The 12,929-nt window shown below is 71.9% G+C and carries 13 protein-coding genes and 1 riboswitch; of the genes, 7 read left to right on the forward strand and 6 right to left on the reverse strand.

Annotated elements, in window-relative coordinates; all coding sequences use genetic code 11:
- Positions 1 to 265 precede the first annotated feature (265 nt).
- Together ABZV38_RS07580 and ABZV38_RS07585 are read left to right on the forward strand one after the other, a co-directional pair.
- Positions 266 to 883, forward strand: coding sequence for a DUF4126 domain-containing protein (locus ABZV38_RS07580; protein WP_356325562.1), 618 nt, complete (start codon positions 266 to 268; stop codon positions 881 to 883).
- Between the two features lie 31 nt (positions 884 to 914).
- Positions 915 to 2,435 carry an NAD(P)/FAD-dependent oxidoreductase gene (locus tag ABZV38_RS07585; RefSeq protein ID WP_356325563.1) on the forward strand — a complete coding sequence of 507 codons (1,521 nt, stop codon included), beginning with the start codon at positions 915 to 917 and terminating at the stop codon, positions 2,433 to 2,435.
- 124 nt (positions 2,436 to 2,559) lie between these two features.
- Here ABZV38_RS07585 and ABZV38_RS07590 read toward each other — a convergent pair whose 3' ends face one another.
- From ABZV38_RS07590 to ABZV38_RS07615, 6 genes are all read right to left on the reverse strand, one after another.
- On the reverse strand, positions 2,560 to 3,528 hold the full coding sequence (locus ABZV38_RS07590) for a hypothetical protein (protein WP_356325565.1): 969 nt from the start codon (positions 3,526 to 3,528) through the stop codon (positions 2,560 to 2,562).
- Between the two features lie 52 nt (positions 3,529 to 3,580).
- Complete coding sequence (gene metF, locus ABZV38_RS07595; RefSeq protein ID WP_356325658.1) at positions 3,581 to 4,498, reverse strand: methylenetetrahydrofolate reductase [NAD(P)H]; 918 nt, start codon at positions 4,496 to 4,498, stop codon at positions 3,581 to 3,583.
- 135 nt (positions 4,499 to 4,633) lie between these two features.
- A complete protein-coding gene (thiE, locus tag ABZV38_RS07600; protein ID WP_356325568.1) occupies positions 4,634 to 5,287 on the reverse strand; it encodes a thiamine phosphate synthase in 654 nt (217 codons plus the stop codon).
- A 157-nt stretch (positions 5,288 to 5,444) separates the two neighbouring features.
- Positions 5,445 to 5,810, reverse strand: coding sequence for an Rv2175c family DNA-binding protein (locus ABZV38_RS07605; RefSeq protein ID WP_356325570.1), 366 nt, complete (start codon positions 5,808 to 5,810; stop codon positions 5,445 to 5,447).
- A gap of 104 nt (positions 5,811 to 5,914) precedes the next feature.
- Positions 5,915 to 7,174, reverse strand: coding sequence for an FAD-dependent oxidoreductase (locus ABZV38_RS07610; RefSeq protein WP_356325572.1), 1,260 nt, complete (start codon positions 7,172 to 7,174; stop codon positions 5,915 to 5,917).
- A gap of 28 nt (positions 7,175 to 7,202) precedes the next feature.
- Entirely contained in the window at positions 7,203 to 7,544 is a 342-nt protein-coding gene (locus ABZV38_RS07615) for a hypothetical protein (RefSeq protein WP_356325574.1), read from the reverse strand.
- Positions 7,545 to 7,595: 51 nt separating this feature from the next.
- Positions 7,596 to 7,708, forward strand: a riboswitch (TPP riboswitch).
- On the opposite strand from ABZV38_RS07615, the gene thiO reads away from it, so the two are divergent.
- The 5 genes from thiO to ABZV38_RS07640 all read left to right on the forward strand — a co-directional run bounded on the left by thiO (position 7,706) and on the right by ABZV38_RS07640 (position 12,879).
- Positions 7,706 to 8,926, forward strand: a complete 1,221-nt coding sequence (gene thiO, locus ABZV38_RS07620; protein ID WP_356325576.1) for a glycine oxidase ThiO — start codon at positions 7,706 to 7,708, stop codon at positions 8,924 to 8,926. It overlaps the preceding riboswitch by 3 nt.
- Complete coding sequence (thiS, locus tag ABZV38_RS07625) at positions 8,923 to 9,141, forward strand: sulfur carrier protein ThiS (RefSeq protein WP_356325578.1); 219 nt, start codon at positions 8,923 to 8,925, stop codon at positions 9,139 to 9,141. The genes thiO and thiS overlap by 4 nt, the downstream gene beginning before the upstream one ends.
- A gap of 2 nt (positions 9,142 to 9,143) precedes the next feature.
- Positions 9,144 to 9,938, forward strand: a complete 795-nt coding sequence (locus ABZV38_RS07630) for a thiazole synthase (protein ID WP_356325579.1) — start codon at positions 9,144 to 9,146, stop codon at positions 9,936 to 9,938.
- Between the two features lie 46 nt (positions 9,939 to 9,984).
- Positions 9,985 to 12,015: a Stk1 family PASTA domain-containing Ser/Thr kinase gene (gene pknB / locus ABZV38_RS07635; protein WP_356325660.1), complete on the forward strand. Its 2,031-nt coding sequence runs from the start codon at positions 9,985 to 9,987 to the stop codon at positions 12,013 to 12,015.
- 6 nt (positions 12,016 to 12,021) lie between these two features.
- Complete coding sequence (locus ABZV38_RS07640) at positions 12,022 to 12,879, forward strand: deoxyribonuclease IV (RefSeq protein WP_356325582.1); 858 nt, start codon at positions 12,022 to 12,024, stop codon at positions 12,877 to 12,879.
- The last annotated feature ends 50 nt before the right edge of the window (positions 12,880 to 12,929 follow it).

The following is a 12,929-nucleotide window of genomic DNA, read 5'->3' on the forward strand; positions in this document are numbered from 1 at the left end:
GAGCCTTCCCCTGTGACCCCCGTGTTCCCCCGTGGTCCCCGGGCCCTCCGTGGTGCACCCCCGTTCCGGAAGGAGTGCCGTGCCTGTTCCGCCGCCCCGTGTCGGCGGTACCGGCGCTGCGCCCCTTCCGTGGTCTCCACTCTTCCGTCTGCGCAGGTGGCAGCCCATCCGCGTACCTACTCATCTCGTTCACCAGGTACGGATACTCAGAGCTGCGCACCCGACCCCACCCGCAGCGCCGCACCACCTGGTTACGATCACGTCCGTGTCCGTACTCCCCCTGGTGTTCACGAGTGGCTGGGCGAGCGGGATCAACGCCTACGCCGTGGTCCTGTTGCTCGGCATCTTCGGCGCGACCGGCATCAGCGACGAGGTGCCCGCATCGCTGCAGCGCACCGATGTGCTCGTGGTGGCCGGCGTGCTGTTCCTGTGCGAGGCGGTGGCGGACAAGATCCCGTACGTGGACTCGCTCTGGGACTCGGTGCACACCGTCATCAGGCCGCTCGCCGGGGCCGTCGTGGCGGCGCTGCTGGCCGGTGAGAGCGGTTCGCTGCCGGAGCTCGCGGCCGGGGCCGTCGGCGGTTCCACCGCGCTGATGAGCCATCTGGTGAAGGCGGGCACCAGGATGGCGGTGAACACCTCGCCCGAGCCGTTCAGCAATATCGCGGTGAGTACCGCCGAGGACCTGGGCGTCGCCGGGATCATCACGTTCGCGATATTCCATCCGCTACCGGCCGCGATCATCGCCGCGACGCTGCTGGTGCTCGGCATCGTGATACTGGCCTTCCTGGCCTCCCGGATCCGCCGGTTCCTGCGCCGCAGGGCCCAGCGGCGCGAGGAGAAACGCCTGGCCGGGACGGGTTCGCACTGGCCTCCCGGCTGACTTGTCGGCGGTGGCCGTTAAGGTCACTGACATGGCACGTATTGCGGTGATCGGCGCCGGGATGGGCGCAATGGCGGCAGCTGCCCGGCTGGCCGTGGCAGGGCACCGGGTGACGGTGCACGAGCGGTCCGGGACGTACGGCGGCTCGGTCGGCCGGTATACGCGTGACGGCTTCGCGTTCGACACGGGTCCCTCGCTGCTGCATCTGCCCGCCGTCTACCGCGATCTGTTCGTCAAGACCGGCAAGGAGCCGCTGGAGCGGTGCGTCACGATGACGCAGGTCGATCCGGCGAGCCGTCATCTCTTCGCCGACGGCACGGCGGTCTCGCTGCCGAACGCCTCGCGGGCCGGGGTGGTCGCCGCCCTGGACGGCGCGCTGGGGACCGGTGCGGGCAGCAGGTGGGGCGAGTTCCTCGACCGGGCCCGGGATGCGTGGGACCGGTCCCGGCGGCCGCTGCTGGAGGAGCCGTTGCGCGCCGACTGGCAGGTGCTGGGCCGCGATCCGTATCCGGCGCTCCGCCAGCGCCGGCTGCTGCGGGCCGCCCGGCAGGCGGGCACGGTGGCGGAGGTCGGCGCCTGGGAGCTGACGGACCCCCGGCTGACCGCGCTGCTCGACGGATCCGCACTGTCGTACGGCCTCGATCCGCTGCGGGCACCGGCGAGCGCGTCCCTGCTGCCGTACATGGAGGAGACGTTCGGCAGCTGGTACGTGGCCGGAGGGATGCGGGCACTGGCACAGGCGGTGTACGAGCGGTGCCTGGCCCGGAAGGTGGAGTTCGTGTTCGGCGCCGAGGTGGCCCGGGTGGTGGAGAAGGACGGCCGGGCGGCGGGGGTCGAGCTGGCGACGGGGACGGTCACCGAGGCCGATCATGTGGTGCTCGGGGCCTGGCCGCGCCCGGGGCTGGTACCGGGTCAGGGGCCCTGGCAGGAGGGCGATGTGACGGCTCAGCCGCGGCCCGGGGACGGAGCGACGGTGCCGGGCCGGTTCCAGGTTCTGCTGTCGCTGCGCGGCGGCCGGCCCGCGGGGACGGTGTACCGGACCGTGGTGCACGGCGCGGACGGGGCGGCGGAACGAGAGGCGGTGTTCGGCGGCCGGCTCGCCGGGCGTCCCACGGTGACAGTGATCCGCCCGGACGATCCGTCGACCCGCCCGGACGACGCGCACGAGGCCGTGACGGTGACGGCGACGGTCGCCCCGCACGGCGCGGTGAACTGGACGGACGGGGCGCTGCGCGAGCGGTATGCCGACACCGTGATCGAGGCGGCCGGCGCTGCCGTCCCCGGCCTGCGTGAGCGGCTGCTCCACGCCGAAGTGCGGACGCCCGCCCACACGGCGGCCGACACCGGCGCCGAGGGCGGCTCGGTGCCCGCACCGGCGCTGGCCGGGGCCGGGGGCGCGTATCTGCATCCGGGAAACCGCACGCGGCTGCCGGGTCTCTACCTCGCGGGCGGCTGGTCCCACCCGGGCGGCGGGCTCGCGCACGCCGGGATGTCGGGGACGCTCGTCGCCGGGCTCATCGTGGAGGGGGACGGCTTCCGCGGCTCCCAGTGAGCGGGACCGGTAGCGAGAAGGCACGGGTACGGGGGCCGGGCGCGCGGGATGCCGCCTCGTCCTCGGTCTCCCCCACGGCCGCACGGGCATGGGAGGTCAGGACCGGGTCCCGGACGGCGGTCCGTCAGTAGCGGTACTGCTGTTCGTTGTAGCCGCCGTCGTAGGCATTCGGATACGGGGCGGGCTGCTGCTCCGGCGGGTACTGCTCGCCCTCGCGCTGCTGCGGCACCCAGACGCCGCCCGGCGGGGTCTCGGAGGTGTACTGCTGGGCGTAGGGGTCCGCCACATACTGCTGCTGACCGCCGTAGCTGTCGTAGTTCGCGTAGCTGTCGTGCGCGCCGTACTGCGGGGAGCCGTCGGTGGTGCCGGTGCCGATGTACGGGTCGGAGTACGCGGCGTACTGCTGCTGGCCCGTGCCGTAGTCGTACTGCCCGGCGTAGCTGTCCTGGCCTGCGTGGCTGTCCTGACTGGCGTGGCTGTCCTGACCGGCGTACGTCTCCTGAGCGGCGTACGTGCCCTGCCCGCCGTAGCTGTCCTGGCCGGGCACACCGCCGTACGTGGAGTAGTCGGCGTACGGGTCGTACGCCGCGTACTGGGGCTGCCCCTGGGCCTGCTGGGACTCCTGCTGCGGGACGGGATCGGTGTAGATGCCGTACTGCCCGGTGTCGTCCGGCAGCGGTTCCGGCGCGTAGACGGCGGCCGCAGGTGCGGGTGCGGCGCCCTCCGCCTCGTCCTGGCCCGCCCGGTCGTACTCCACCTCCAGCTCCGACACTTCGAGCGTGGGCTCCCGGCGGGTGTCCCGCTCACCGCTGCTTCGACGGCGGCGGCTCTCGCCCGGGCTGCCCCCTATGGCCCAGCCGGTCGAGAAGCCGCGCCGGAAGGAGAGCGTGACGTACGTCTGGCCGATGGCGAACGCGATCGCGCCGACGGCGATGACGGGCACGGACGGCATCAGCACGCCGACGACCACGGCCGCGAAGCCGGTGAAGGCGAGCAGGCGCCAGCGCAGCCGCGCCTTGTACTGCAGGAGCACCTCGCCGAGCAGCCACAGCGCCACGATGCCGAACGCGATGTAGAGGACCGTCCAGCCCATGCCCGCCCCCATTTCTACGGCCGCCGCCCGGGATCATGGCGGGTACGGCCGGTCACGACTGCTTGTGCAGTCCGAGATTCTCGTAGATTTCGAGCGTTGCCGTCGAGTTGTTGAGCGTGATGAAGTGCAGTCCGGGCACACCCTCGGAGCGCAGCCTCGCACAGAACTCCGTCGCGAACTCGATGCCAATGGAGCGTACAGCGGCTGGATCGTCCTTGACGGCAAGGATGCGTTCTTTCAGGGACGAGGGCAGAGTCGCGTTGCTGAGCTGCGGAAACCGCTCCAACTGCTTGACGCTGGTGAGCGGCATGACCTCGGGGATGACAGGTGTGTCGCAACCCGCAGCTACCACGCGGTCACGCATCCGCAAATAGTCGTCCGGATTGAAGAACATCTGCGTGATCGCATAGTCGGCACCCGCGCGGCACTTGTCCACGAAATGCCGGATTTCGGTGTCCCAGTCGGTCGAGCGCGGATGCATCTCGGGAAATGCCGCGACGCCCACGCAGAAATCGCCGGACTCCTTGATGAGCCGGACGAGATCGGCCGCGTACTGCACGCCCTCCGGGTGCTCGACCCATTCGCCCATCGGGTCGCCCGGCGGGTCGCCGCGCACGGCGAGGATGTTCCTGATCCCGGCGTCGGCGTACTGCCCGATCATGTTGCGCAGTTCGGCGACGGAGTGATTGACGGCCGTGAGGTGCGCGACCGGGGTGAGGGTGGAGTCGGCAGCGATCTGCTGGGTGGCTCTGACCGTCCCGGCCCGGGTGGAACCGCCGGCCCCGTACGTCACGGAGACGAAGCTCGGGCCCACCGCTTCGACCCGGCGCAGCGCATTCCAGAGATTGCGCTCGCCCTTCTCGGTCTTGGGCGCCCAGAACTCGAACGAATACGAAGTCTTGCCGGTCGCGAGCAGCTCACGCACCGTGCGTGCGTGATCCGTCCTGGTAGAGGGAGTGCCAAGGGCCATACTGCAGGTTAACCAGGGCTCGACGGTCCCCCAACCAGACCAGCGGCAATTGCCCGAATTGACTGGTGGTTTGTCCACCCATCGGACAGTCCCCTGACGTTCTTCGGATGATCTGTGATTTCCCTGACGCGCCTGTCAGCCGTCGGCGCGCGCCCTGATCCGCTTCGCCAGCTCTGCGGTGGCCGCCGCCGGGTCGTCGGCCTCGGTGATCACCCGTACGACGACGATCCTGCGCGCTCCCGCGTCCAGCACCTTGTCGAGGTTGCCGGCGTCGATCCCGCCGATGGCGAACCAGGGGCGCGGCTGGGCGAGTGAAGCGGCGTACCGCACGAGGTCGAGGCCGGGGGCGTGCCGGCCGGGCTTGGTCGGGGTGGGCCAGCAGGGTCCTGTGCAGAAGTAGTCCACGCCCGGCTCGGCGACGGCGGCGTCGACCTCGGACTCGGCGTGCGTGGAGCGGCCGATCACCACGTCGTCGCCGATGATGGCGCGGGCGGCGGGGACCGGCAGGTCTCCCTGGCCGAGGTGGAGCACATCGGACCCGATGGCGTGGGCGACATCGGCCCGGTCGTTCACGGCGAGGAGCTTGCCGTGGCGCCGGCAGGCATCGGCGAGAACCGCCAGGTGCTCGAGCTCCTCGGCCGCCTCCATGCCCTTGTCGCGCAGCTGGACGATGTCCACCCCGGAGGAGAGCACGGCGTCGAGGAAGGCGGGCAGGTCGCCCTGGCGCCTGCGGGCGTCCGTGCACAGGTAGAGCCGGGCGTCGGACAGCAGCTCACGAGGCGTGGGCATGATGCGGTTCCCCCTTGATACAGCTGTACGGAATACAGCGGCGGCACGACATGGTCGGGCTGGTACAGCGGTACGGCGTGATGCGGAGGTACGGGCCGGGCCGGGCCGTTCGGAACGGCCCGTACCCGTGCCCGTACCCCGCGTGCGGTTGTCCCGGTCAGACGGCGAGCGCCTGGGCGCGGCGCTTCACCTCCGTGCCGCGATTCTCGCTCAGCGCCTGCGCGGGGGTACCCGGCAGGGACGGGTCGGGGGTGAAGAGCCACTCCAGCATCTCTTCGTCGGTGTAGCCGTCGTCCCTCAGGAGCGTCAGGGTGCCGGAGAGGCCCTTGACCACCTTGTTGCCGTCGATGAAGGCAGCAGGCACCTGGAGCGTCCGGTTCTCACCACGTCGTACGGCGATCAGCTGGCCCTCCTTGACCAGCTGCCGCACGCGCGTCACCTCGACATCGAGCATTTCGGCGATGTCGGGAAGGTGGAGCCAGGCAGGGACGAGAGCATCGATCTTTGCGTCAATCTCGGTCACGGAGACAAGCGTGCCATCCCGGACCGACAGTCGGTACTCGGACCCGACCGGACGGGGGTCACCCCAGTGGCCGCAAGGGCTCCTGAAGTGCTGCGGGCGAGCCGCTACGGGGCATCGGCCCTGGCCGACTTCAGCGGTACGGCGGGGTCGGCCGCCCGCACCGGATCGAGCCGCGCCCCCGCCTCGATGAGTCTGCGCCCCTGGGCCAGGTCGCGCGGCCGGCCGACGGCGAGGACGGCGACCAGTGCGCCGTCCCGCAGCCAGCACACGGACCAGGCGGGTTCGGCCGGGTCGCCGCGCCAGAGCAGGGTGTCCGCGCCACCGTGATGGCCCGCGTACTGCACGAAGCGGTCGAACTGCTCGGACCAGAAGTACGGCACGGGGTCGTACGTCAGGGGGTGCGACGCCCTGTCCATGCCGGCGCCGATGATGTTGGCGGCGGCGGTCCGCGGCCCTTGGACGGCGTTGTCCCAGTGGTGGACGAGGAGCCGTGTGCCGTACCGCGCGGAGGGGAAGGACGCGCAGTCCCCGACCGCGTACACATCGGGCAGCGAGGTGCGCAGCGCTTCGTCGGCGGTCACCGATCCGTCCGGACCGAGGGCGATGCCGGAGCCGGCCAGCCAGTCGGTGGCGGGCCGGGCGCCGATCCCGACAACCACCGCTCCGGCGGCGAGCGTGCGGCCGTCGGCGAGGACCACGCTGCCGGGCTCGATGCGGGCCACCGGGGCGCCGGTCAGGAGTTCGGTGCCGCTCTGCGCGTACCAGCGGGCCATCGGGGCGGCGACCTCGGCGGGCAGGACACCCGCGAACGGCCGGTCGGCGGCCTCGACGACGGTGACCTCGCAGCCCGCGGCGCGGGCGGCGGTGGCGAATTCGGCGCCGATCCAGCCCGCGCCGACGACCACGACGGTGTGCTGCTGGTCGAGGACCGGCCGCAGCCGCGCGGCGTCGTCGAGGGTGCGCAGCAGATGGACGCCGGGCACCCCCTCGGAGCCGGGCAGCACCACCGGTTCGGCTCCGGAGGCGATGACCAGGACGTCGTACGGGACGGGGCCGGCCAGGGTGTCCAGTTCGTGCACGTCGGCCCGTACGCCGGTCACGTCTCGGCCCAGTTGCAGCTCGATGTCCAGCTCTTCGAAGTCGATGTCGAAGGCGGAGCCCTCGGCCGTGCCGAGCAGCACCGCCTTGGACAGCGGGGGGCGGTCGTACGGCTGGTGGGGTTCGGCGCCGATCAGGGTGACCGGGCCGGTGAAGCCCTGCTCCCGCAGGGCCACCGCGGTCTGCACGCCGGCCATGCCCGCACCGACGATGACGACGCGGCGCTCTGTCCGCCGGCCCGGCTGCTCTGTCTGCTGCTCGCTCACCTGTCCACCTTAAGCATTTGACGATCCGTCAGGTTGCAAGTTCCTCGACCACACTGGTCCCACTACCCTCCTGCGACTCCCACTCCCAGCGCTCCTCCAGCCGCACCCGGCCGTCCGCAAGACCGACGACGGTGGAGACGCAGTGCCCGGAGGAGGTCGTTCCGTCCCGCTTCAACTGGACGTACCGGAAGTCGAGTCGATCGCCGGTGCGGGTGCCGACGAGTTGGCCCCGGACCACATCCCCGCCCGCGTAATCGGCCCAGATCACCCCCTTCTCCTCGTGGTACGTGAAGCGGGTCCGGGTACCGACCTGACCCGGCGCCTGGTCGGCGACCGGCGAGAGGACGATTCCGTCGAGCGAACGGGCCACGGTGGCTGCTCCCTTACTGGGTCCGGGTGACGGGGTTTAGGGTGGCCAACGTAAAACACTCGCGGGAGCCCGGACGCACCGGGCTGAGAGGGAGGCTGGGCGGCCTCCGACCGTACGAACCTGATCCGGGTCATGCCGGCGAAGGGAGGGGCTGGACGCCCATGCATTCCTCCGGGAGCACCTCAGTAGACGGATCCGACGTCCTCGTCATCGGGGGCGGAATCATCGGTCTGGTGACCGCCTGGCGGGCGGCGCAGCGCGGCCTGCGCACCGCGGTCGTCGACCCCGAACCGGGCGGCGGGGCCGCCCAGGTCGCGGCCGGCATGCTCGCCGCCGTCACCGAACTCCACTACGGCGAGCAGCTGCTGCTCGGCCTCAATGTCGCCTCCGCCGCGCGCTACCCGGCCTTCGCGGCCGAGCTGGAGACGGCGAGCGGCCAGGACATCGGCTTCCGGGCCTGCGGCACCCTCGCGGTCGCCCTGGACTCCGACGACCGCGCCCATCTGCGGGAACTGCACGCGCTCCAGCACCGTTCGGGGCTGGAGTCGGAGTGGCTCACCGGCCGCGAGTGCCGCCGCCTGGAGCCGATGCTGGCGCCGGGTGTGCGCGGCGGTCTGCGGGTCGACGGCGACCACCAGGTCGACCCCCGTCGGCTGGCCGCTGCCCTGCTGACGGCCTGCGAGCGGGCGGGGGTGGTCTTCCACCGTGACTGGGCGGCACGCCTGGTGGTGGCACGGGACCGGGCCGCCGGGGCCGTGCTCGCAGCCGGTACGGAGCTCGCGGCGGACCAGATCGTGCTCGCCGCGGGCAGCCTCAGCGGGCGGCTCGCGGGACTGCCGGACGAGGTCGTGCCGCCCGTCCGGCCGGTGAAAGGGCAGGTGCTGCGGCTGACCGTGCCCGCCGCGTACGCGCCGTTCCTCACCCGGACCGTGCGGGCCGTGGTCCGCGGCAGCCATGTCTATCTCGTCCCGCGCAAGAACGGCGAGCTGGTCGTCGGCGCCACCAGCGAGGAAATGGGCTGGGACACCACGGTCACGGCGGGCGGGGTGTACGAGCTGCTGCGCGACGCCCACGAGCTGGTGCCCGGCATCACCGAACTGCCGCTCACCGAGACCCGGGCCGGCCTGCGCCCCGCGTCCCCCGACAACGCCCCGCTGCTCGGCCCCACCGCCCTGCCCGGTCTGCATCTCGCCACCGGCCACCACCGCAACGGGGTGCTGCTCACCCCCGTCACCGGTGACGCCATGGCCGAGCTGCTGACCACCGGCGAGCTGCCCGCCGTGGCCCACCCGTTCGCCCCCGGGCGGTTCGCGCCCGCCGCCGTACCGCCGCCCGCCGCGTCCCCCGACGCCGCCTCCGTACGTCAGGAGCAGCCCGCATGACCGACTTCGTCGCGCTCTCCGTGTCCGTGAACGGTGATCCCCGCTCGATCGCCGCCGGCACCACGCTGGAAGCCCTCGTCGCCACCCTCACCACGGCGCCCTCCGGCGTCGCGGCCGCCGTCAACGAGACCGTCGTCCCGCGCAGCCGGTGGTCCACCGCGACGCTCGCCGACGGCGACCGGATCGAAGTTCTCACCGCGGTCCAGGGAGGCTGACCATGTCCGACGATCTCTTCACCCTCGGCGACACCGTCTTCGGCTCCCGGCTGATCATGGGGACGGGCGGGGCACCCAGCCTCGACGTGCTGGAACGCTCACTGACCGCGTCCGGCACCGAGCTGACCACCGTCGCGATGCGCCGCCTCGATCCGACCGTGCAGGGTTCGGTGCTCTCCGTGCTGGAACGGCTCTCGATCCGCGTCCTGCCGAACACGGCGGGCTGCTTCACCGCGGGCGAGGCCGTACTGACCGCGCGGCTGGCCCGCGAGGCGCTGGGCGCCGACTGGATCAAGCTGGAGGTCGTGGCCGACGAGCGGACCCTGCTGCCCGACCCGATCGAGCTGCTGGACGCCGCGGAGACGCTGGTGGACGACGGCTTCACCGTCCTTCCGTACACCAATGACGACCCGGTGCTGGCCCGGAAGCTGGAGGACGTGGGATGTGCGGCGATCATGCCGCTCGGCTCCCCCATCGGCTCCGGTCTCGGCATCCGCAACCCGCACAACTTCCAGCTGATCGTCGAGCACGCCCGGGTACCGGTGATTCTCGACGCCGGCGCCGGGACCGCATCGGACGCGGCGCTCGCGATGGAGCTGGGGTGCGCGGCGGTGATGCTGGCGTCGGCGGTGACCCGGGCGCAGGAGCCCGAACTGATGGCGGCGGCGATGCGGCACGCGGTGGACGGCGGGCGGCTGGCGTACCGCGCGGGCCGGATCCCCCGGCGCCACTTCGCCGAGGCGTCGTCACCGATGGAGGGGCGGGCGGCACTGGACCCGGAGCGGCCCGCGTTCTGAGCACCCGTACGCCCGCGGTGCGCAGGGTGCCGTACGTGTGACGCGCATGTCCCTGTCACGGCTCGGCTGCAGTACGGCTCCGGGATCGCCCGGCCCGTCGGCCAGGTCCGCGGCGACTCGTAGACTCGCTTGCGTGGATACGACCCTCCAGGACCCTTCCCCAGCCTTCGGCCAGGGGGACCCCATCGTCGGGCAGCTGCTCGACGGCCGCTATCGCGTCGATGCCCGCATCGCCGTGGGCGGGATGGCCACGGTCTACCGGGCTGTGGACACCCGGCTCGACCGGGTGCTCGCCCTCAAGGTGATGCACCCGGCCCTCGCGACCGACGCCTCGTTCGTCGAGCGTTTCATCCGCGAGGCCAAGTCCGTGGCCCGGCTCGCGCACCCCAATGTGGTCGCGGTCTTCGACCAGGGCGCCCAGGGGGCGTACGTCTACCTGGCGATGGAGTACGTGGCGGGCTGCACGCTCCGCGACGTCCTGCGCGAGCGCGGCGCCCTGCAGCCGAGAGCCGCACTGGACATCCTGGAGCCGGTCCTCGCCGCGCTCGGCGCCGCACACCGGGCAGGCTTCGTGCACCGCGACATGAAGCCGGAGAACGTCCTCATAGGGGACGACGGCCGGGTGAAGGTCGCGGACTTCGGTCTCGTGCGGGCCGTGGGATCCGACACCAACACCACCGGAACCGTCCTCGGCACCGTCTCCTATCTCGCCCCCGAGCAGATCGAGCACGGCACGGCGGACACCCGCACCGATGTGTACGCCTGCGGTGTCGTGCTGTACGAGATGCTGACGGGCGCCAAGCCGCACACCGGTGACTCCCCCGCCCAGGTCATCTACCAGCACCTCAACGAGGACGTGCCGGCGCCGTCGGCCGTCGTCCCGGGGCTCGCGGCCGAGCTGGACGAACTGGTCGCGAGCGCCGCCGCCCGCAACCCCGAGGTCCGTCCGTTCGACGCCGTGGCTCTGCTCGCCGAGTCCCGCACCGCGCGCGCCGCGCTCACCGACGCCCAGCTGGACGCCGTACCGCCGCAGGCGCTCGCCGAGGCGCACGACGACGCCGAGGACCGGACGAGCGTGATCCCCCGGGTCCTCCCGGCCGGCCAGGGCACCGCCCATCACACCAGCCGGCTGGAGATGCCCCCGCCGCTGCCGCCCGAGCCGGCCCGGAGCGGGCCGCTGCGCGGCGGTCCGCGGCGGGGGATGCTCGCTGCGATCGTCGCCGTACTGCTGGTGCTGGGGGTCGGCGCCGGTGTCTGGTACATCAACTCGGGACAGTTCACCCGGGTCCCCTCGCTGCTCGGCCAGACCGAGAAGGCGGCCCGCCAGCGGCTCTCGGACTCCGGTCTCGAGCTGAAGGGCGTCGAGCGGGCCTACAGCGACAACGTCGAGCGGGGCAAGGTCATCAGCAGCGACCCGAGGTCGGGCGCCCGCATCCGGGGCAACGGATCGGTGACGATCGTCGTCTCGCGCGGCCCTGAGATCGTGAAGGTCCCCTACGTCGAGGGCACCGGGCTCGCCGAGGCCAGGCGCGCACTGAAGAAGGTGGGCCTGGTGCCCGGCATGGTCACCAAGGAGTTCAGCGAGGGCATCGGGCAGGGCGAGGTCATCCGTACGGATCCCGGAGCGGGCGCGGAGCGCCACCCCGACTCCGCGGTCGCCCTGGTCGTCAGCAAGGGCAGTCCGGTCGACGTCCCCGACCTGACCGGGCTGTCGGTCCAGGACGCGACCGAGGCGCTGGACGAGGAAGGCCTGACGGCCGAGGTGCTGCCGGGCCGGGTCAATTCGCCCGAGGCCGCGGGCCACATCGCACGCCAGTCCCCGGGCGGGGGCGACCGGGCAGCGGAGGGCGACACCATCACGCTCACCGTCTCCAAGGGCCCGCGGCTGCTCAAGGTCCCGGACGTCACCGGCAAGGACGTCGACGAGGCCACGCGCCTGCTGAAGGACGCGGGCTTCGAGGTCGAGGTCGACCGCCCGTTCCTCTCCTTCAGCGACACGATCGCGAGCCAGTCCGTCAACGGCGGCGACCGGGCTCCCGAGGGCAGCACCATCACCATCAAGACCAAGGGACTCTAGATCCGTATGCGCAACCCAGTCGGCGGCCATGTTCCCGTGGCCGGCGGCCTCGCCAAGGTCGGCCTGCCCTACGCCCGCGAGATGGGGGCGGAGGCCGTCCAGGTCTTCGTCGCCAACCCGCGGGGCTGGGCGACGCCGGCCGGGAACCCGGCGCAGGACGAACAGTTCCGTGCCGAGTGCGCCGCCGAGTCGATACCGGCGTACGTCCACGCCCCGTATCTGATCAACTTCGGCTCGCACACCGAGGCCACCGTCGAGAGGTCCGTGGAGTCGCTGCGCCACTCCCTGCGCCGGGCCCGCGAGATAGGGGCCCTGGGCGTCGTGGTGCACACGGGCTCCGCGACCGGCGGCCGGCCGCGTGCGGAGGCCCTGGCCCAGGTGCGCAGACACATGCGGCCGCTCCTCGACGAGCTGACCCACGACGACGACCCGTATCTGCTGCTGGAGTCGACCGCCGGACAGGGGTTCTCACTCTGCTCACGGACCTGGGACTTCGGCCCGTACTTCGAGGCGCTGGACGCCCACCCCAAGCTCGGCATCTGCCTCGACACCTGCCACATCTACGCGGCGGGCCACGACCTGGCGGGCCCGGCGGGCATGAGGCAGACCCTGGATCTGCTGGTGGAGACGGTCGGTGAGGGCCGGCTGAAACTGATCCATGCCAATGACTCCAAGGACGTGGTGGGAGCCCACAAGGACCGGCACGAGAACATCGGCGCCGGGCACATCGGCGAAGATCCGTTCCGGGAGTTGTTCTCGCATCCGGCGACGGCCGGGGCGCCGCTGGTCATCGAGACGCCGGGCGGCAAGGAAGGCCACGCCGCGGACGTGGCGCGACTGAAGGTACTGCGCGACCTGGGCTGAACTCGCCAGGGCATGGGGAATACCCCTAGGGGGTATATGGTTCCTGTTGT

The organism is Streptomyces sp. NPDC005181 (assembly GCF_040608395.1).
In the GTDB taxonomy this organism is placed as follows: domain Bacteria; phylum Actinomycetota; class Actinomycetes; order Streptomycetales; family Streptomycetaceae; genus Streptomyces.